Source organism: Methylobacterium sp. J-026 (genome assembly GCF_022829585.1).
Taxonomy (GTDB): domain Bacteria; phylum Pseudomonadota; class Alphaproteobacteria; order Rhizobiales; family Beijerinckiaceae; genus Methylobacterium.
On the sequence record NZ_JAKSYC010000238.1, the window covers coordinates 1 to 18,440 of the forward strand.

The 18,440-nt window shown below is 71.7% G+C and carries 17 protein-coding genes and 1 pseudogene; 6 read left to right on the plus strand and 12 right to left on the minus strand.

Features of this window, described 5'->3' with window-relative positions; all coding sequences use genetic code 11:
- The 6 genes from MKK69_RS20670 to pabB all read right to left on the minus strand — a co-directional run.
- The coding region (locus MKK69_RS20670; RefSeq protein WP_243970975.1) for a methyl-accepting chemotaxis protein at nucleotides 1-1,692 on the minus strand (1,692 nt) is incomplete at its 3' end.
- Between the two features lie 514 nt (nucleotides 1,693-2,206).
- Nucleotides 2,207-2,755, minus strand: a complete 549-nt coding sequence (locus tag MKK69_RS20675; RefSeq protein ID WP_243970977.1) for a ferritin-like domain-containing protein — start codon at nucleotides 2,753-2,755, stop codon at nucleotides 2,207-2,209.
- Nucleotides 2,756-2,942: 187 nt separating this feature from the next.
- Nucleotides 2,943-3,383, minus strand: a complete 441-nt coding sequence (locus tag MKK69_RS20680; RefSeq protein ID WP_243970979.1) for a DoxX family protein — start codon at nucleotides 3,381-3,383, stop codon at nucleotides 2,943-2,945.
- Complete coding sequence (locus tag MKK69_RS20685; RefSeq protein WP_243970981.1) at nucleotides 3,380-4,243, minus strand: aminotransferase class IV; 864 nt, start codon at nucleotides 4,241-4,243, stop codon at nucleotides 3,380-3,382. Before MKK69_RS20685 ends, MKK69_RS20680 begins: the two co-directional genes overlap by 4 nt.
- Nucleotides 4,230-4,844, minus strand: a complete 615-nt coding sequence (locus tag MKK69_RS20690; protein ID WP_243970983.1) for an anthranilate synthase component II — start codon at nucleotides 4,842-4,844, stop codon at nucleotides 4,230-4,232. The genes MKK69_RS20685 and MKK69_RS20690 overlap by 14 nt, the downstream gene beginning before the upstream one ends.
- On the minus strand, nucleotides 4,841-6,217 hold the full coding sequence (pabB, locus tag MKK69_RS20695) for an aminodeoxychorismate synthase component I (RefSeq protein ID WP_243970984.1): 1,377 nt from the start codon (nucleotides 6,215-6,217) through the stop codon (nucleotides 4,841-4,843). The genes MKK69_RS20690 and pabB overlap by 4 nt, the downstream gene beginning before the upstream one ends.
- Nucleotides 6,218-6,602: 385 nt before the next feature.
- On the opposite strand from pabB, the gene rimO reads away from it, so the two are divergent.
- The 3 genes from rimO to MKK69_RS20710 all read left to right on the plus strand — a co-directional run bounded on the left by rimO (nucleotide 6,603) and on the right by MKK69_RS20710 (nucleotide 9,560).
- Nucleotides 6,603-7,949 carry a 30S ribosomal protein S12 methylthiotransferase RimO gene (gene rimO, locus MKK69_RS20700; RefSeq protein ID WP_243970986.1) on the plus strand — a complete coding sequence of 449 codons (1,347 nt, stop codon included), beginning with the start codon at nucleotides 6,603-6,605 and terminating at the stop codon, nucleotides 7,947-7,949.
- 117 nt (nucleotides 7,950-8,066) lie between these two features.
- Nucleotides 8,067-9,149 carry a DNA polymerase IV gene (dinB, locus tag MKK69_RS20705; RefSeq protein ID WP_243970988.1) on the plus strand — a complete coding sequence of 361 codons (1,083 nt, stop codon included), beginning with the start codon at nucleotides 8,067-8,069 and terminating at the stop codon, nucleotides 9,147-9,149.
- A gap of 153 nt (nucleotides 9,150-9,302) precedes the next feature.
- Nucleotides 9,303-9,560 (plus strand): hypothetical protein, encoded by a 258-nt coding sequence (locus tag MKK69_RS20710; RefSeq protein ID WP_243970990.1) that lies wholly within the window; start codon nucleotides 9,303-9,305, stop codon nucleotides 9,558-9,560.
- A gap of 88 nt (nucleotides 9,561-9,648) precedes the next feature.
- On the opposite strand, the gene MKK69_RS20715 is transcribed toward MKK69_RS20710, so the two are convergent.
- From MKK69_RS20715 to MKK69_RS20725, 3 genes are all read right to left on the minus strand, one after another.
- Entirely contained in the window at nucleotides 9,649-9,849 is a 201-nt protein-coding gene (locus MKK69_RS20715) for a hypothetical protein (RefSeq protein ID WP_243970991.1), read from the minus strand.
- Between the two features lie 99 nt (nucleotides 9,850-9,948).
- Nucleotides 9,949-10,575: a bifunctional nicotinamidase/pyrazinamidase gene (gene pncA / locus MKK69_RS20720; protein ID WP_243970993.1), complete on the minus strand. Its 627-nt coding sequence runs from the start codon at nucleotides 10,573-10,575 to the stop codon at nucleotides 9,949-9,951.
- 10 nt (nucleotides 10,576-10,585) lie between these two features.
- Nucleotides 10,586-11,563, minus strand: a complete 978-nt coding sequence (locus tag MKK69_RS20725) for a quinone oxidoreductase family protein (protein WP_243970995.1) — start codon at nucleotides 11,561-11,563, stop codon at nucleotides 10,586-10,588.
- A 189-nt stretch (nucleotides 11,564-11,752) separates the two neighbouring features.
- Between MKK69_RS20725 and MKK69_RS20730 the strand changes: the two genes are divergently transcribed.
- Complete coding sequence (locus MKK69_RS20730; RefSeq protein ID WP_243970997.1) at nucleotides 11,753-12,049, plus strand: succinate dehydrogenase assembly factor 2; 297 nt, start codon at nucleotides 11,753-11,755, stop codon at nucleotides 12,047-12,049.
- 12 nt (nucleotides 12,050-12,061) lie between these two features.
- Nucleotides 12,062-12,292: a hypothetical protein gene (locus MKK69_RS20735; protein WP_243970999.1), complete on the plus strand. Its 231-nt coding sequence runs from the start codon at nucleotides 12,062-12,064 to the stop codon at nucleotides 12,290-12,292.
- Between the two features lie 3 nt (nucleotides 12,293-12,295).
- Here the strand turns inward: MKK69_RS20735 and MKK69_RS31385 are convergent.
- Nucleotides 12,296-12,409: pseudogene (locus MKK69_RS31385) on the minus strand (BrnA antitoxin family protein); the annotation flags it as partial.
- Between the two features lie 325 nt (nucleotides 12,410-12,734).
- Between MKK69_RS31385 and mfd the strand changes: the two are divergent.
- Nucleotides 12,735-16,343, plus strand: coding sequence for a transcription-repair coupling factor (gene mfd / locus MKK69_RS20740; RefSeq protein ID WP_243971001.1), 3,609 nt, complete (start codon nucleotides 12,735-12,737; stop codon nucleotides 16,341-16,343).
- Nucleotides 16,344-16,468: 125 nt separating this feature from the next.
- Here mfd and tmk read toward each other — a convergent pair whose 3' ends face one another.
- Nucleotides 16,469-17,173 (minus strand): dTMP kinase, encoded by a 705-nt coding sequence (gene tmk / locus MKK69_RS20745; protein WP_243971003.1) that lies wholly within the window; start codon nucleotides 17,171-17,173, stop codon nucleotides 16,469-16,471.
- A 10-nt stretch (nucleotides 17,174-17,183) separates the two neighbouring features.
- The gene (locus tag MKK69_RS20750) at nucleotides 17,184-18,431 is read right to left on the minus strand and encodes a D-alanyl-D-alanine carboxypeptidase family protein (RefSeq protein ID WP_243971004.1); all 1,248 of its coding nucleotides are present in this window, start codon (nucleotides 18,429-18,431) and stop codon (nucleotides 17,184-17,186) included.
- Nucleotides 18,432-18,440 lie beyond the last annotated feature (9 nt).

Below are 18,440 nucleotides of genomic sequence, written 5' to 3' on the forward strand. Positions count from 1 at the left end.
GGCCTGGATGTCGCGGAGGAAGCCGTCGACCTCCTGCTTGACGGCCAGCGACTGCTTGGCCAGCTCGGCCGCCGCGTTCAGGACCTGCGTGGCGGCGCTGCCGGTCTCGCCCGACGCCGTCAGGACCCGGGCGACGTTGGCCGACACGTCCTGCGTCCCCTTCGCCGCCTGGCCGGCATTGCGCGAGATCTCGCTCGTGGCCGCCGTCTGCTCCACCACCGTCGAGGCGATCGCGCCGCTGATCTCGCTCACGCTGGCGATCGTGCGGGCGATCTGCTGCATCGCCTCCGCGGCCTGACCCGTGGCCGCCTGGATCGCGGCGATCTGCCCGCCGATCTCGTCGGTGGCCCGGGCGGTCTGGCCGGCCAGCTCCTTCACCTCGGCCGCCACCACGGCAAAGCCCCGCCCCGCCTCGCCGGCGCGCGCCGCCTCGATCGTGGCGTTGAGCGCCAGCAGGTTGGTCTGGGCCGCGATGCCGGAGATCAGCTGCACCACGTCGCCGACCCGGGTGGCCGCCTCGCTCAGCGCGCCCACCAGCGCCGCGGTCTGATCGGCCTCGCCGACGGCCTTCTGGGCGAGGTCGGTCGAGCCGGTCACCTGCCGGCTGATCTCCTGGATCGAGCTGCCGAGCTCCTCGGTGGCCGCCGCCACCGTGTTGACGTTGGCGGCGGCCTGCTCGGCGGCCACGGCCACGGCCGTGGATTGTTCGGCGGTCTCCTGGGCGGTCGCCGACATCCGACGGGCGGTCTCCTGCAGCGTGGCGGCCGCGGACGAGACCAGCCCGACGATGCCGGCCACCGCCCGCTCGAAGGCGTCGGCGAGGTCCATCATGGAGCGCTTGCGCTGCGCGGCGGCGGCGGCCTCGTCCGCGTGCCTGCGCTCCGCCTCTTCGGCGGCGCTGCGGGCGACCATGGCCTTGATGCCCTCGACCGCGCGGCCGACCGCGCCGATCTCGTCCCGGCGGGCCGCCACCGCGAGGGCGGTGCCGCTCTCGCCGCCCGCCATGCGCTGCAGGGCGGCCACCAGGCTGTCGAGGGGGCGCGTGACCCCGAGCACCGCGATCCCGCAGGCGACGCCGAGCGCGGCCAGCAGCCCGACCACGGCGGTGACGATCAGGATGGTGCCCGCGCGCTCGACCTCGGCCTGGGTGGCGCGCTTGCCGTCGTCGATCTGCCGTTCCACCTCCTGCATGTGGCCCTGCATCGCCGTGTGGAACGCCTGACGCATCGCCTGCGCGTCCTTCACCGAGATCTGGATGGCCCCGTCCCGGTCGCCCTTGAGGGCCGCGAGGTTGCTGCGCGCGACGATCTCGAACACCGAAGCGGCGGCCGCACGAATGGTCTCGATCTTCGCCTTCTCCGCATCGGTCTTCGATGCGGCGATGAGACGGTCGAGGTCGTCGAGCGTCGCCTTGGCGGCCTCGTCGTAGCGGCTCTTGAACGCGACGAGGTCGGCCTCCGGTTTTCCGATGATCATGTTGCGGTTCATGAGGGCGGCGTCGCCCAGATGGATCCGGGTGTTCTGGAGCCCCGTCAGGCGACCGGCCAGATAATCCCCGACGTAGCTGCTGCGTGCCTGGATCGAGGACATCGTGCTGAGCGCGTAGAAGACGGTGATCGCGCTGATCAGGGTCGTGATCGCCAGGGGCGCGACGATCTTCGTAAGAATCTTGATGTCGTCGAGGAGTCTCATCGGAAGCCAATCCAGCGGTGTCGGTCACCGTGCGCGCGGTCAATGCTGCCTGCGCCGGTCTGGCCGCTGTCGCGGTTGGCGTCGCCCTAGCACGCTGACTCTCTCTGCTCAATGAATAAGCATGATCGAATCTGCAGAACGGATTCCAATCTCGGACGAATGCAGTTGGCATCATCCGACAGGTAGGAGATATATTCGAGTATCGATTTAAATATTTTGGGTATTCGGCGGATCGATCGCGTTATTCGTCCCCGTCGGAAGATCGAGGCTGTCGTTAACCGGTCCTCTCGTCCGCGGCGCGTCCCGGCGGCGCAGGACGGGCGGGGCCGGCGGCGCCTAGCGCCGCGTCCTGGATATCGGAACCAGGACGCGGCGCTAGGCCCTTGGTTTGGCGTCATCTCTTTTCGAAAGCCGGAACGCACCGCTCGGGATGATGCGCGGGAGCGGCGCCTTCTCCCGGGGGCGTTCAGGCGGCCTTCTCGTCCTTGGCCTAGGCGGCCTTCTTGTCCTTGGCCTAGGCGGCCTTCTTGCCCTTGGCCTTCGGCGGCTCGGCCGGCGGCTCGGCATCGTCGCCGGGCGTGCCGGCGGTGTTGATCGACGTAGCGATCTTGGACAGCAGCGCGTCGGTCTTCTTCTCCTCCTGCAGGGTCTCGTCCAGGAGCTTGGCGGCGTCCGCGTAGCCGAGCTGGGACGCCCAGGTCTTCAGGGTGCCGTAGCGGGCGATCTCGTAATGCTCCACCGCCTGGGCGCAGGCGGCCAGCACCGCGTCGGCGGCGGGGCTGCCCTCGAAATCCTCGAGATCCTCCTCCATCTCGGAGACGATGCCCTGCATCGCCTCGCAGGTCTTGGCGCGGGCGGGCTTGCCGATGATCTCGAACACCTGCGTCAGGCGCTCCACCTGCTGGGCGCTCTCCTCGGCATGGGTCTCGAAGGCCTGGGCCAACTCCCCGTGCTCCGCCGCCTTGGCGGATTTCTTGAGGGCTTTCACCGACTGCTTCTCGGCGTAGTAGACGTCCTTCAGGGTCTCGTAGAAGGCGTCGTGCAGCGTCTTCTGCTTGGCCATGGCGGTCTGTCTCCGTTGCGGCGCCACCCTCGGATCGGCGGCCACCGGACGGGCAACGCCGGTCCGGCCAAGCGTATCCGGCCGATCTCGTCCCCCGCCGGAGGAATTTTTCGCCCGGCGGCACCGGGTCCTGTCCCCGGCCCGGGATCCCGGGATCAGGGCCTGCCAGGATCCTGGGATCCCGGGATCACGGTTTTCGGGCGATCCCGGCCGGTCTGCGGGATCGGCGGAACGGCCAGTCGATCAGGCCGCCGGCCCAGAGCGCCGCCCAGACGAAGACCGGCTGAAAGGCGAGCCGCGGGCCGTGGTACCACCAGGAATCCGGGATGCCGTCGACGTGGACATGGTCGAAGGCGTGCTTGAGGTTCGCCGGGTAGACGCAGACCGCGTAGAGGGCGAGGCCGATCGCCGCCGCCCGGCGGAACCGCCCGGTGAGGAGGCCGACCGCGCCGGCGATCTCGCACAGGCCGGTGGCCTGGAGGACGAGGCGCGGCGCCGGCACCCAGTCGGGCATCAGCGGCAGCATCGCGTCGGTGGCCACGAGGTGGACGACGCCGATGAACAGGTAGACGGCCGCGAGCCCGTAGCGCAGACGCCGCCGCCCCGTCTCGATCGCCTGATCGGTCATGCAACCCCGTCCTCCGGTACGCCGCAGGCCCGGGCCACCCGGGCGCGCAGCGCCGTCATGAGCCGGGCCGAGGCCGGGTGGCCGGCGCCGGGAAACGCCCTGTCGCCGATGGCCGTCACGGGCGCCAGCAGCCGCAGGGAGTTGGTCAGGAACACGGCCTCGGCGCCGAGGAGGTCGGGCAGGCTCAGGGACCGTTCCTCCGCGCGCAGGCCGCAGCCGGCGGCGAGCCCCAGAACCTCCGCCCGCACGATCCCGGCCAGCACCCCGTCGGTCAGCGGCGGCGTCGCCAGGGTCTGCCCGAACAGCGCGAACAGGTTGCCGGTGCCCGCGCAGGCGACGCGGCCCCGTGTGTTGCGGAACAGAGCCTCGTCGAAGCCCGCGGCGGCGGCCTCCCGGGCGGCCAGCACCGCGTCGAGGTAGCCCAGCGTCTTCAGCCGGGCGGTGGGCGCCGTGTCGTTGCGGGCGATGGCCGTGGGCCACAGGCGCAGGGGCGCGAAGGCCGCGCTCCGGGCGCTCGGCGCCGCGGTGGCGAACAGGGTCGGGTGCGGATCCTCCGGGGGCTTCAGGCCCCGCGGGCCGGAGCCGCGGGTGAGGGTGGTGCGGATCGCCAGCCTGTCCGTCTCCCCCCTGCCCTGCCCGGCGAGCGACCGCATGGCGGCGCGGATCCGCTCCGGCTCGGCCGGGATCCCGAGCGTCGCCGCGGAGGCGACGAGCCGGTCGACATGGGCGTCCTCGAAGGCGACGCGGCCGCCGAGCGCCAGCGCCGTGTCGAACAGGCCGTCGCCGAGCGTCAGGCCGCGGTCGGTGTGGTCGAGGGGCGCGTGCGTCCCCGGGACGATCGCCCCGTCACGCCACAGCATCGCGGCGTCCCTCCGGCTGCGCGCGCCAGGCGCGGGCTAGGCCCAGGAAATTGGCGAACAGGGCGTGGCCGCCCTCGGTCAGGACCGATTCCGGGTGGAACTGGATGCCGTAGGTCGGGTGGGTCCGGTGCGAGAGCGCCATCACCTCCCCCTCCGGCGAGACCGCGTCGACGGTGAGGTGCTTCTCCATGCCGGGCTCCGGCGTCACCACCAGCGAGTGGTAGCGCCCGACCGGCATCGGCGCCGGCAGGCCGGAGAACAGCCGCTCGCCCCGGTGGTCGATCGGGGTCGCCTGCCCGTGCAGGGGGCGGCGGGCGCGCGCGACCCGGCCGCCGAAGGCCGCGCCGATGGCCTGGTGGCCGAGGCAGACCCCGAGGATCGGCACCGCACCCGACAGCTCCCGGATCGCCGGCAGGGAGATTCCGGCCTCCGCCGGGGTGCAGGGGCCGGGCGAGACCACCAGGGCCTCGGGGGCGAGCGCCCGGATGCCGGGGACGTCCAGCGCGTCGTTGCGCACGACCCGGACCTCCTCGCCGAGTTCCTCCAGGTAGCGGACCACGTTGAAGACGAAGGAATCGTAATTGTCGAGGACGAGGATCATGCGAAGGCCTCGAACACCCGGGCGGCCTTGGCCAGGGTCTCGTCGTATTCCGGCCCGGGCTCCGACAGCAGGGTCACGCCGCCGCCGGCCTGCAGCACCGCCTGCCTGTCGTCCATGAACACGGTCCGGATCGCGATGGATGTGTCCAGCGCCCCGTCGAAGCCGATCCGGCCGATGGCGCCGCAATAGAGCTCCCTCGCGTCGCCCTCGATCTCCGTGATGATGTCCATGGCCCGGATCTTCGGGGCGCCGGTGATCGAGCCCCCGGGGAAGGTGCCCTCCAGGAGGTCGAGGGCGTCGAGCCCGTTGCGGAGTTGCCCGGTCACCACCGACACCAGATGGTGGACGTTGGCGTAGGTCTCCAGCCCGCAGAGCGTGGGCACGGCGACGCTGCCCGGCGCGCAGACCCGGGACAGGTCGTTGCGCAGCAGGTCGACGATCATGACGTTCTCGGCCCGCTCCTTGACGGAGGCCTGGAGCGCGGCGGCCGCCGCCCGGTCGGCCTCCGGATCGTCGAGGCGGCGGGCGGTGCCCTTGATCGGGCGCGTCTCCACCTGCCGGCCGTCGAGGCGGATGAAGCGCTCGGGGGAGGAGGAGGCGACGCGCAGCCCCTCCAGCTCGAGATAGGCCCCGAAGGTCGCCGGGTTGGTGGCGCGCAGCCGCCGATAGAGGCCGAACGGATCGAACCCGGCCGGCAGATCGGCGGTGAAGCGCTGGGCGATGTTGGCCTGGTAGATGTCGCCGGCGCGGATGTAATCACGGACCTTTTCGACAGCCAGCTTATAGCCTTGCCGGTCGAAGTTCGAGCGCCACGCGAGCGGTGTGCCCGGCCGGTCCGGTGCCGCATCCGCGGGCTCGGCGCTGCCGAGCCGGTCGGCGAAGCCGGCGAGCCGCGCCGCCGCCCGGGCCTGCCGGGCCTCCGGGTCGCGCTCGGGAAAGCCGGTGGCGACGAGCCGGCCGGTGCCGGCGGCGTGGTCGATCACCAGGGCCGTGTCGTAGAGGTTCAGGGCGATGTCGTCGGTGAGCCCGGCCCGCCGGGCCGGGGCGGCGACGCGCTCCAGGGCCGCGCCGAGATCGTAGGCGAGATAGCCGATCGCCCCGCCCGGGAAGGGGTTTTCGGGGTCGGGCGCGATCCGGTAGGGCGCGAGGCAGGCGCGCAGGGCCGCGAAGGGACCGCCCGGCACCGGGCGCCCGTTGAGGGTCGCGCGCCCGTCGCGGTAGCGGAAGCGGGCGAACGGGTCGGCGGCCACGATCGACTGGCGTCCCAGGGACTCGTGCCGCATGGCGCTGTCGAGGAAGGCGAGCCCGGGCAGGGACCGCAGCCGGGCCGCTGCCGCCACCGGGTCGATGAAGGGGATCTCTCGGGTCCACATGGCCGGGTTCGGGGCTGATGTCCTTGGAGACCGGGACGGCGCGTCGCGTCACGCTGCCGTCGCACAGGCGATGCCGTGGGGGAAGCGGCAGTTGCACGCAGGGGCGGCCGCGGCCCACGGGCGGGATCGGTGTCCGGGGCGCGGGACGGCTCCGGCAGGACTTGATGTGGCATCTGAAGAATCTCGCGCAAGACCTTGCCGTTCAAAAGAATTCGGCGTTTGCCAGCGGATTCGCGCCCGGGGCCGGTCTCCCCTGCGGCAGCCGGCCTCGCGCGAAGGCGCGGGAGCGGGTATAGGGGCGCGACCCCGAATTCCCGTCCTCGCGCTCCGGTCGACCGCGCCGCGGTTGCCCGCGCGGGACCGTCCGATCCGTCAGACTGTGCCCATGACCGCCACGCCCGCCCCCCAAGGCTCCGCTCCCGGAGCCGCCCCAAAGATCTCGTTCGTGTCGCTCGGCTGCCCGAAGGCGCTGGTCGATTCCGAGCGGATCCTCACGCACCTGCGCGCGGAGGGCTACGAATTGGCCCGCCGCCACGACGGGGCCGACGTGGTGATCGTCAACACCTGCGGCTTCCTGGATTCGGCCAAGGCGGAATCGCTCGCGGCCATCGGCGAGGCCATGGCGGAGAACGGCCGGGTGATCGTCACCGGCTGCATGGGCGCCCAGCCGGAGGAGATCCGCGAGAAATACCCCGACCTCCTGGCGGTGACCGGGCCGCAGGCCTACGAGTCGGTGGTGGCCGCCGTCCACGAGGCGGTGCCCCCGGCCCACGACCCGTTCCTCGACCTCGTGCCGCCGCAGGGGATCAAGCTCACCCCGCGCCACTACGCCTACCTGAAGATCTCGGAGGGCTGCAGCAACCGCTGCAGCTTCTGCATCATCCCATCGTTGCGCGGGAACCTCGTCAGCCGCCCCGCCGCAGACGTGCTGCGCGAGGCGGAGAAACTCGTCACCGCCGGCGTGAAGGAGCTGCTGGTGGTCTCGCAGGACACCAGCGCCTACGGGGTCGATATCCGCTACGCCGAGAGCCCCTGGCGCGACCGGAGCGTGCGGGCGAAGTTCTACGATCTCACCAAGGAGCTCGGCGAACTCGGGGCCTGGGTGCGGCTGCACTACGTCTACCCGTATCCGCACGTGGACGAGGTCATCCCGCTGATGGCCGAGGGCAAGGTGCTCCCCTACCTCGACATGCCGCTCCAGCACGCGAGCCCCTCGGTGCTCAAGCGCATGCGCCGGCCCGGCAACCAGGAGCGCCAGCTCGACCGGATCCGCAGCTGGCGGCAGGTCTGCCCGGATCTGGCGATCCGCTCGACCTTCATCGTCGGCTTCCCCGGCGAGACCGAGGCCGAGTTCGAGGAGTTGCTGGCCTGGCTCCAGGAGGCCAAGCTCGATCGCGTCGGCTGCTTCGAATACGAGCCGGTGGCGGGCGCCACCGCCAACGCGCTGGGCGACCTGGTCCCGCCGGCGGTGAAGGCCGAGCGCAAGCGCCGGTTCATGGAGACGCAGAACGGGATCGCGCTCCGGCTGCAGCGGGCCAAGGTCGGCAAGCGGCTGGCCATGATCGTCGATGCCGTCGAGGGCGGCGTCGCCCGGGGCCGGTCGAAGGCCGACGCGCCGGAGATCGACGGCACCGTCCACGCCGCCTTCCGGCGCCCGGTCCGGGTCGGCGACATCGTCACCGTGAAGGTCGACCGGGCCGAGGCCTACGATCTCTACGGCAGCGTGGCCTGATTTCTTCGGACTTCACGCGATCCCCTGTGCGCTACGGGACCGGGCCGGTTGACCCGGGCCTCCAGTCCTGTGTGTTTGGAACATAACAGGAACTCAAGCCCGGCACCCGAGGCGGCGATGGATCCGGAGGTCGCGCTCCGAAAGATCATCCACATCGACATGGACGCGTTCTACGCCTCCGTGGAGCAGCGCGACGACCCCGCCCTGCGCGGGAAGCCGCTGGCGGTGGGCGGCTCGCGGGAGCGCGGCGTCGTGGCGGCGGCGAGCTACGAGGCGCGGACGTTCGGCGTGCGCTCGGCCATGCCGTCGGCCACCGCCCGGCGGCTCTGCCCGGACCTGCTGTTCGTGAAGCCGCGCTTCGAGGTCTACCGGGCGGTCTCGGAGGAGATCCGCGACGTCTTCGCCCGGCACACGGCGCTCATCGAGCCGGTGGCGCTGGACGAGGCCTATCTCGACGTCACCGAGAATTTCTTGGGGCTGCCGACCGCCACCGCGGTGGCGAAGGCGATCCGGGCCGAGATCCTGGAGCGCACCGGGCTCGTCGCCTCGGCCGGGGTCTCGTACAACAAGTTCCTGGCCAAGGTCGCCTCCGACCACCGCAAGCCGAACGCCCTGTTCGTGATCACCCCCGCCATGGGACCGGACTTCGTGGCGGATCTGCCGATCGGCCGGTTCCACGGGGTCGGCCCGGTCACCGAGGCCAAGATGAAGCGCCTCGGGATCCACACCGGGGCGGATCTGCGCGCCTGGACGCCGGAGCGCCTGCGCGAGATCTTCGGCTCGTCGGCCGCCTACTATCACGCGGTCGCCCGCGGCATCGATCACAGGCCGGTTCGGGCCCACCGGGTGCGCAAGTCGATCGGGGCGGAGACCACGTTCTCGGAGGACACCGCCGCCTTCGCGGTCCTGGCCGCCCGCCTCGCCCCGCTGTTCGACAAGGTCTGGGCCGGGGCCGACGCCAAGGGCATGCGCGCCCGGACCGTGACCCTGAAGCTCAAATTCTCGGATTTCGCCCAGGTCACCCGGGCGAAGTCGCTCGCCGCGCCGGTCGCCGACCGGGCGAGCCTGGAACGGATCGGCCTCGACCTGCTCGCCGGCCTGTTTCCCCTCCGGCGCAGCGCGCGGCTGGTCGGCGTCTCGCTGTCGGGCTTCGCGCAGGGGGAGATCGAGGGGCCGATGCAACTCGGGTTAGAGCTATAGAGAGGCGATCAATTTTAGGTTACGGGTCCTATGCTGCGACGCAACGCCCATTGTGCGATGCCGCACTTTCGGTTCGGCAGGGCAACACCAGATTGGCGGCACGGCGTGCAGCACCGTACGGACGGGCGCCGCCGAGAGAGAAGGACCCTGTCCATGACGAAGCCCACTGCGCTGGTCGCGACCGCTGCCCTGACGCTGGCCCTGTCGGCCGGCGCCGCCCTCGCGGACGGCAATTCCGCCTTCAGCGCCTCCAACACGGCGCTGCTGATGGGCAACACCGCGAGCCCCGGCCGCCTCTATGTGCCGACTGAGAGCGACGAGGACCGGCTCTTCACCAACTCCATCGCCGCCCCCGCCCCTGCCGCCGCTCCGCATGGGCAGAAGGTGCCGGCCCGCATGCCGGCCCGCTGAACGAACCGCAGGCCCGGGCGCCTGCTCGACGCCCGGGACAACGTGAGGTTTGCATCGTTCGGGCGTTCTTGGCTCGGGCGTTCTTGGCTCAGGCGTTCTTGCGCGGCCGGTGGTTCGGATCGATGCCGCCGTCGAGCTTGGTCTCGTTGTCCACGTCGCCCTCGAAGGTCGAATCCGCCTGCAGATCGGCGGGGTCGGCGCCGCTCATGCCCTTCGAGGTGCCGATGCCGGGATTGCCCTTGAGGTCGGCGTCGGTGGGCGTCTCGGTCTTGGGGTGCTTGCCTGACATGCTGGCTCCTGTCGCGTTCCGGAGCGAGGCCAACGCGTCGGGGCCGATGCGGTCGCCCGGGGGCCGTGCGGCGGTTCGCCTCCGGGGCCGTGCGGGCGCTCAGCCGATCTCCGCCGCCGCGATCCGGTGCACCCCCGCCGCCCGCATCCGCGCCCAGGCCTGCGCGAGGGATCCGTCGACGTCGATCCCGCGGACGGCATCGTCCACCACCCAGACGTCGAAGCCCGCGTCGCGGGCGTCGAGCGCGCTCCAGGCGACGCAGAAGTCGGTGGCCAGCCCGCACAGGACGAGGCGGGTGATCCCGCGCTCCCGGAGCGCCCCGGCGAGGCCGGTGCGGGTGGTCCGGTCGGCCTCCAGGAAGGCCGAATAGCTGTCGACCCGGGGATCCAGCCCCTTGCGGATCACCAGCCCGGCCCGGTCGGTGTCGAGGCCCGGCGCGAAACCCGCCCCCTTGCTGCCCTGGACGCAGTGCCGGGGCCACAGCACCTGCGGACCGTAGGGCAAAGCCACGCTCTCGAAGCTTGCCCGTCCCGGATGATTGTCGGCGAAGGAGACGTGGTCGGCCGGGTGCCAGTCCTGCGTCAGGGCGACGTGCCGGAACTGTTGCTGGAGCGCGTTGACCGGGCCCACCACCGCGTCGCCCTCCGGGACGGGCAGCGCCCCGCCCGGCAGGAAATCGACCTGCACGTCGATCACGAGGAGCAGGTCGGCGCCGCCGGGCGTCACGGCTTGAGCCCTACGGCAGCATCACGATCGAGCCGGTGGTCTCCCGGCCCGCGAGGTCGCGGTGCACCTGCTGCGCCTCGGAGAGCGGGTAGGTGGCATTGACGGCGATCTTCACCGCACCGTCGCCGACCACCTTGAACAGGCGGGCGGCCGCCTCCTCCAGGGTCGCGCGGTTCGACGAGAAGGTCGCCAGCGTCGGGCGCGTCACGTAGAGCGAGCCGCGCGGCGCCAGCAGCCCCAGGTCGAGCCCGGTGATCGCCCCGGAGGCCGAGCCGAAGCTCGCCAGCAGGCCGAGCGGCGCGAGGCTGTCCAGCGAGCCCATCAGGGTCGCCTGCCCGACGCCGTCATAGACCACCGGGACGCCCTTGCCGCCGGTGATCTCGCGCACCCGCTTGGCCACGTCCTCCTCGCGGTAGAGGATGACGTGGTCGCAGCCGTTCCGCTTGGCGAGTTCCGCCTTCTCGGGGCTGCCGGCGGTGCCGATCACCGTGGCGCCGAGGTGCTTGGCCCATTGGCAGGCGATCAGGCCGACGCCGCCGGCCGCCGCCTGCCACAGGATCGTGTCGCCGGGCTTCACCGCGTAGGTCCGGTGCAGCAGGTACTCCACGGTGAGGCCCTTCAGCATCATCGCGGCGGCGGTCGTCGCGTCGACGCCCTCCGGGATCGGCACGGCCGCCGAGGCCGGGATCACCGGCTCCTGCGCGTAGCAGCCGTCCGCCACCGAGCCGTAGGCGACCCGGTCGCCCGGCTTGAACTGCGTGACGCCCTCGCCCACGGCCGTGACGGTGCCGGCGCCCTCCTTGCCGGGGGTGTAGGGCAGGTGCGGGGACTTGTAGGCGCCGGTGCGGAAGTAGATGTCGATGAAGTTGACGCCGATGGCCGCCTGCTTGACGCGGATCTGCCCGGGGCCCGGCTCGGCCAGGGGCACGTCCTCGAACTGCATCACCTCGGGGCCGCCATACGCGTAGACCCGGATTGCCTTCGGCATCGTCGTACTCCCGCTCGCCGCCCCGTTCGGGGGCGTTGCAGCCGCAGATAACGGAGCGGCCGCCGGAGGCAATTTCTTTTTGCTGTTCGCCCTGCGGTTGTGGCCCGATCCGGGCCCGGATCCTGGATCCGGCGCCCCCGGCCGCCTATCTTGGTTCTGCCCGCCCCTCCGACGCAAAAGCCCCAAACAATGTCCGGCACCACCCGCACCAGCGCCGATCTCGATCCGCGCCGCCGCCGCCTGCTCTTCCGGTCCTGGCACCGGGGCATCCGCGAGATGGACCTGATCATGGGCCGCTTCGCCGATGCCGAGATCGGCACCCTGACGGAGACGGAACTCGACCAGTTCGAGGCGCTGATCGAGGTGCCGGACCGCGACCTGTTCAAGTGGCTCACCGGCGAGGCCGAGACGCCTTCAAACTACGACACGTCGGTCTGGCAGCGCGTGCGGGCGTTCCACCGGCACGACGCGCCGATCCATTCCTGACGCGAGGCCGCCATGGACGAACCGAAGCCCAATTACGACCACCCCGCCCGGTCGATCGCCACCGAACTCGTGGTGCGCATCATGCTGGAGATGATGGAGCGCTCGGATCCGGCGCTGCGCGGCGCGATCCTGCGGCAGGCGACGGACCGGGCCGCCGCGATGACCGCGCACATGCCCAACGCGGATTTCTTCCGCGGCCGGGTCGAAGCGGCGCTGGCCGAGATCGTCGGGCCCGACGCGTAGGGCTCAGCGCCCCTTCCCGGCCGCCCGCATGTGGTGCCGCAGCACGGCGTTGATCCGGGCCTGATAGCCGCGGCCGGCTTTTCGGAAGTTTTGTAGCACGTCGCTGTCGAGCTTGAGCGAGACGGCTTCCCAGCGCCCGGCCGACGGTCACGCGGCGTTCCCCGCCGTACTCGCGTCGATCGTCCAACAGATCGAGCCGCGCGTCGTCGGCGAAAACCTCGGCCATATCCAACAGGTCGAAGTGCCGCGCCTCCAGCAGGAGCGCACGCTGTCCCGAATTGCAGCCAAACACGCGTTCCATGCTGGAGCGTCGCCGCCATATAGGGCACCGTCAGCCACCCCAACGCCGCCGGCGGGATGCTTTATCACGACGGCTCAATGGGCTAACGCCGGCCCGCGTCAGCCCTCCCTGTGCCCGGCGGGACTCCCCGCGAAAGACCCGATGGCCAAGCCCCAGCCGAAATCGTCCCCGAAGCCCCCTGCCCCCGCCGCCAAGCCGCAGGTCGCGCGCTTCGCCCTCCCGAAATCCTCGGCGCTCGCCCAGGCGATCGACGCCCTGAAGCGCGGCGACAGCCCGGTCCTGGCGAGCGCCCCCGAAGGGTTCGATGCCCTGGCGCTGGCCGACCTCGCCCGGGCCTTGGCGCCGACCGTCGACGCCCCCGCGGTGCTGGTCCACGTCGCCCGGGATTCCGGGCGCTCGGCGTCGTTCCAGGCGGCGCTCGGCTTCGTCGCGCCCGAGATGGACGTGATGAACCTGCCGGCCTGGGACTGCCAGCCCTACGACCGGGTCTCGCCGACCACGGCCACGGCCGCCGCCCGGATGACCGCTCTGGCCCGCCTGGCCCGGACCCGCTCCGCCGAGGACCGCCCGCGCATCCTCTGCACCACGGTCAACGCGCTGGTGCAGCGGGTGCCGCCCCGGGCCCACATCGCCCGGGAGGCGCTCTCGGCGGCGATCGGCAACGTCATCGCCATGGACGACGTGGTCGCCTGGGTGGAGGCCAACGGCTTCCTGCGCACGGGGACGGTGCGGGACACCGGCGAGTACGCGGTCCGCGGCGGCATCCTCGACCTGTCGCCGCCCGGCCTGCCGGCGCCGATCCGCCTCGACTTCTTCGGCGACACGCTGGAATCGATCCGCGCCTTCGACCCGGAGACGCAGCGCACCACCGGCCAGCTCCGCTCGCTCGACCTGATGCCGATGAGCGAGGTCCAGCTCACCACCGAGACGATCCGGCGCTTCCGCCAGGGCTACATCCAGAGTTTCGGCGCCGCGACCCGGGACGACCGGCTCTACGAGACCGTGAGCGAGGGGCGGCGCTACGCCGGCCTCGAGCACTGGATGCCGCTGTTCTACGACCACCTCGACACGCTGTTCGACTATCTGCCCGGCGTGCCGCTGGTGTTCGACCCGCAGGTGGAGGACGCCGCCGCCGAGCGGATCAGCCTGGTCCAGGACTATTACCAGGCCCGCGAGGGCGCGATGAAGACGCCGCAATCGGGCGTCGCCCCCTACAAGCCGCTGCCGCCCCGGGCCCTCTACCTGACGCCGAACGAGCTGAAGGAGCGGATCGGCACCGCCACCGTGGCGCGGCTGACGCCCTTCGCGCAGCCCGAATCGCCTGAGCGCGCCGTGATCGATTGCGGCGCCAGGGCCGGACGGACTTTTGCGCCGGAGCGGGCCGACGAGAACGCCAGCGTGTTCGACGCGGCGGTGGCCCATATCCGCGACCTCCAGGGATCCGGTCATCACGTGATCCTGGGAGCCTGGTCCGACGGCTCCCGCGACCGGCTCTGCGGCGTGCTCACCGACCACGGCCTCAGGAAGCCCGTGGCGATCACCCGGCTGACCGACGTCTACGCGCTGAAGCGCGGCACGGATTCGGCCGTGGCGGTCTGGGGCCTGGAGGCGGGCTTCGTCGCGGGCGACCTCGCGGTGGTGTCCGAGGGCGACATCCTCGGCGACCGGCTGGTGCGCCAGAAGCGCAAGGCCAAGCGGCCCCAGGACGTGATCCTGGAGGTCCAGGCGCTCCAGCCCGGCGACCTCGTCGTCCACGCCGACCACGGCATCGGCCGGTTCTCCGGCCTGAAGACGATCCACGCCGCCGGCGCCCCGCACGATTGCCTGGAACTCGCCTATACCGGCGGCCTGCTGCTCCTGCCGGTGGAGAACATCGAGCTCCTGACCCGCTACGGCTCGGAGGATTCCGAGGTCGCCCTCGACCGGCTCGGCGGCGGATCGTGGCAGGCCCGCAAGGCCAAGATGAAGCGCCGCATCCTCCAGATGGCGGGCGAATTGATCAAGGTCGCGGCCCAGCGCTTCGTCCGGAAGGCCCCGTCCCTCAAGGCGCCCGAGGGCCTGTACGAAGAATTCGCCGCCCGCTTCCCGTTCGAGGAGACCGAGGACCAGGCCAACGCCATCGACGCGGTGCTGGACGACCTCAATGCCGGCCGTCCCATGGACCGGCTGGTCTGCGGCGATGTCGGCTTCGGCAAGACCGAGGTGGCGCTCCGCGCGGCCTTCGCGGCGGCGATCTCCGGCAAGCAGGTGGCGGTGATCGTGCCCACCACCCTGCTTGCCCGCCAGCATTTCCGGACCTTCGCCGAGCGGTTCAAGGGGCTGCCGGTTCAGGTCGCCCAGCTCTCGCGCTTCGCCAGCGCCGGGGAGATGAAGCAGGCCCGCGCGGGTCTGGCCGACGGGACCCTCGACATCGTGGTCGGCACCCACGCGCTGCTCGCCAAGAACATCGCCTTCAAGGATCTCGGCCTGATCATCGTGGACGAGGAGCAGCATTTCGGCGTGGCCCACAAGGAGCGGCTGAAGGCGCTCCAGGCCGACGTCCACGTGCTGACCCTCTCGGCGACCCCGATCCCGCGCACGCTCCAGCTCGCCATGACCGGCGTGCGCGAGCTCTCGATCATCGCCACGCCCCCGGTGGACCGGCTGGTGGTGCGCACCTTCGTGACGCCGTTCGACCCGCTGACCATCCGGGAGGCGCTGCTGCGCGAGCGCTACCGCGGCGGCCAGGCCTTCTACGTGGTGCCCCGGATCGAGGACCTGGCCGAGGTCAAGAAATTCCTCGACGCCGAGATGCCGGAGATCAAGGTCGCGGTGGCGCACGGCCAGATGGCGGCCGGGCAGCTGGAGGACGTGATGACGGCCTTCTACGAGGGCAAGTTCGACGTGCTGCTCTCGACCACGATCGTGGAATCGGGCCTCGACATCCCCACCGCCAACACGCTGATCGTCCACCGGGCCGACATGTTCGGGCTGGCCCAGCTCTACCAGCTGCGCGGCCGGGTCGGGCGCTCCAAGGCCCGGGCCTACGCCCTGTTCACGACCCCGGCCAACCGCCAGCTCACCGCCCAGGCCGAGCAGCGGCTCAAGGTGCTGCAGAGCCTCGACACCCTGGGGGCGGGCTTCCAGCTGGCCTCCCACGACCTCGACATCCGCGGCGCCGGCAACCTCTTGGGCGACGCCCAGTCGGGCCACATCAAGGAGGTTGGCTACGAGCTCTACCAGCAGATGCTGGAGGATGCGGTCACCGCGCTCAAGGCCGGCATCGAGGACCTACCCGAGGAGGCGTGGTCGCCGACCATCGCGCTCGGCGCGCCGGTCACCATCCCGGAGGATTACGTCGAGGATCTGGGCGTGCGCCTCGCCCTGTACCGGCGGCTCGCCACCCTCCAGGACGACGCCGAGATGGAGAGCTTCGGGGCCGAGCTGATCGACCGGTTCGGGCCGCTGCCGCCGGAGGTGGAGCAGCTCCTCAAGATCGGCACGATCAAGATCCTGTGCCGCAAGGCCAATGTCGAGAAGGTCGAGGCCGGCCCGAAGGGCGTGGTGGTCCATTTCCGCGACCGGTCCTACGCCAACCCGCAGGGGCTGGTGGCCTACGTCGCCGAGCAGGCCTCCTTCGCGAAGGTGCGGCCCGACATGAGCGTGGTGTTCGTGCGCGAACTCAACACGGTCCCGGCCCGGCTCAAGACCGCCACCGAGGTGCTGCGCAGCCTGGTCAAGATCGCCGAGCGGGGGAAGAAGGCCGCCTGAGGGGGCGGGGGGCGGTGCAACATCCCGCCCGGCAATCCCCCTCCTCCTGAGGTGTGGCGAAGCCGCCGCGAAGGAGGCCTCCAGGGATCGCGCGATCCCCGGGAGCCTTGACCTCGGCGGCGCCCTCACGCCGCATCGCCGCGGCTGCCCTCCCCCGGGAGCAGGTCCGGCAGCCGGGTCGCGACGGCGGCGCGGATCGCGGCCTCCACCGCGTCGGGGTCGCGGGCCGCGTCGATCACCGCGCAGCGCTCGGGCTCCGCCCGGGCGATGGCCAGAAAGGCCGCCCGCAGCCGGACGTGGAAGTCGAGGGCCTCGGCCTCGAACCGGTCGGCCCCCTGCCCGCCGCCGCGCACCGCCGCCCGGGCGAGCCCGACCTCGGGGGGCAGGTCGAGGATCAGGGTCAGGTCCGGCCGGGTCGGGCCGACCACGACCCGCTCCAGGGCGGTGAGGACGCCCGGATCGAGGCCCCCGGCCGCGCCCTGATAGGCCCGGGTCGAGTCGATGAACCGGTCGCACAGCACCGTCTCGCCCCGCTGGAGCGCGGGGCGGATCAGCCGGTCGAGGTGGTCGATCCGGGCGGCGCAGAATAAAAGGGCCTCGGCGAAGGGGCCGTAGGGCTTGGCAACGCCGCCGAGCAGGGCGGCGCGGATCTCCTCCGCCCGGGGCGAGCCCCCCGGCTCGCGGGTCACGCAGACGCCCCGTCCGGACCGCGCCCGCAGGGTCTCGGCGAGGCGGGCGATCTGGGTCGACTTGCCGGCCCCCTCCCCGCCCTCGAAGGTGACGAAGGCGCCCCGCGCCTCCGCGGGATCCCCGAAGCGTGGCACGATCACGGCTGCGCGGTCACGACGGGTTGGCGGCCCCGGCCCCGGCCTTGTCGCCGCTCTTGTCGCCGCCGCCCCTGTCGCCGCCCTTGCCGGCCCGGTCGAGGGCCTTGCGCACGAGGCCGGTGCCGAATTCCAGCGCGGCGTCCATGGCCCGCTGCGGCAGCGTGCCGGGCTCCACCGCCGCCCCGGCGTAGAGCGGCTGGTCGAGGGCGACCGTGTCCCCGCGCTGGATGCGCAGGGCGCCGACCGGCTGGCCCTCCGCCACGGGGGCGACGAGCGGCCCGGTATAGATCGCCTTGGCGCTGACCCGGTCGCTGGAGCCGCGGGGCAGCAGCACCCGCACCGGCTTCTTCGCCACCAGCGGCACGGAGCCCGCCTGGCCGCCATACACGGAGGCCTCGGCCACCGTCTCGCCGGCCCCGAAGATCTGCCGCGTCTCGAACGCGCGGAAACCCCATTCCATCAGCTTGCGCGCCTCGGAGGCGCGGTCCCGGGCGGTCTTGAGGCCCGACACCACCAGCACCAGCCGCTGGCCGTTCTGCACCGCCGAGCCCGTGAGCGCGTAGCCGGATTCCTCCAGATAGCCGGTCTTGAGCCCGTCCGCGCCGATGTCGAGGGTCAGCAGCGGGTTGCGGTTCTGCTGGCGGATCTTGTTCCAGGTGAACTCCTTCTCGGAGAAGATCTTGTAGTAGTCCGGGTAGGTGTCGATGATGTGCAGCGCGAGCTTGGCCATGTCCCGAGCCGTGACCTTCTGGTCGGGGGCCGCGTAGCCGGTGGCGTTGCGGAAGGTCGAGTTGGTCAGCCCGATCTCCTTGGCGCGCTGGTTCATCAGCCCGGAGAACGCCTCCTCGGAGCCGGCCATGTTCTCGGCGATGGTGATCGCCGCGTCGTTGCCCGACTGCACGATCAGGCCGCGCAGCAGGTCCGACATCCTGATGCGGCTGTTGACCTGCGCGAACATCGACGAGCCGCCGCCCCCGGCCCCGCCGCGCTTCCACGCGTCCTCGGTGACGGTGAACTCCGTGTCCATCGACAGGCGGCCGGATTTCAGCGCCTCGAACACGATGTCGGTGGTCATCAGCTTGGCCATGCTGGCCGGCGAGAACCGCTCGTCGGCGGCCTTCTCGAACAGGACCGAGCCGGAATCCGCGTCGATCAGGATCGCGTGCGGGGCCGCGGTCTGGAAGCCCTGCGCGGCGGCGCCGGCGAGGCCCACGCCGAGCGCGCAGGCGGCTGCGAGAAGGGTGAGAAGGGTCCTGCGCATCGCCGCTCC

Excerpts from the sequence above, each read along its gene's own strand:
- MKK69_RS20675 (WP_243970977.1), bottom strand. The coding sequence starts at position 2,755 with ATGGCCAAGCAGAAGACGCTGCACGACGCCTTCTACGAGACCCTGAAG.
- MKK69_RS20680 (WP_243970979.1), bottom strand. The coding sequence starts at position 3,383 with ATGACCGATCAGGCGATCGAGACGGGGCGGCGGCGTCTGCGCTACGGG.
- MKK69_RS20685 (WP_243970981.1), bottom strand. The coding sequence starts at position 4,243 with ATGCTGTGGCGTGACGGGGCGATCGTCCCGGGGACGCACGCGCCCCTC.
- MKK69_RS20690 (WP_243970983.1), bottom strand. The coding sequence starts at position 4,844 with ATGATCCTCGTCCTCGACAATTACGATTCCTTCGTCTTCAACGTGGTC.
- pabB (WP_243970984.1), bottom strand. The coding sequence starts at position 6,217 with ATGTGGACCCGAGAGATCCCCTTCATCGACCCGGTGGCGGCAGCGGCC.
- rimO (WP_243970986.1), top strand. The coding sequence starts at position 6,603 with ATGACCGCCACGCCCGCCCCCCAAGGCTCCGCTCCCGGAGCCGCCCCA.
- dinB (WP_243970988.1), top strand. The coding sequence starts at position 8,067 with ATGGATCCGGAGGTCGCGCTCCGAAAGATCATCCACATCGACATGGAC.
- MKK69_RS20710 (WP_243970990.1), top strand. The coding sequence starts at position 9,303 with ATGACGAAGCCCACTGCGCTGGTCGCGACCGCTGCCCTGACGCTGGCC.
- MKK69_RS20715 (WP_243970991.1), bottom strand. The coding sequence starts at position 9,849 with ATGTCAGGCAAGCACCCCAAGACCGAGACGCCCACCGACGCCGACCTC.
- MKK69_RS20725 (WP_243970995.1), bottom strand. The coding sequence starts at position 11,563 with ATGCCGAAGGCAATCCGGGTCTACGCGTATGGCGGCCCCGAGGTGATG.
- MKK69_RS20730 (WP_243970997.1), top strand. The coding sequence starts at position 11,753 with ATGTCCGGCACCACCCGCACCAGCGCCGATCTCGATCCGCGCCGCCGC.
- MKK69_RS20735 (WP_243970999.1), top strand. The coding sequence starts at position 12,062 with ATGGACGAACCGAAGCCCAATTACGACCACCCCGCCCGGTCGATCGCC.
- mfd (WP_243971001.1), top strand. The coding sequence starts at position 12,735 with ATGGCCAAGCCCCAGCCGAAATCGTCCCCGAAGCCCCCTGCCCCCGCC.
- MKK69_RS20750 (WP_243971004.1), bottom strand. The coding sequence starts at position 18,431 with ATGCGCAGGACCCTTCTCACCCTTCTCGCAGCCGCCTGCGCGCTCGGC.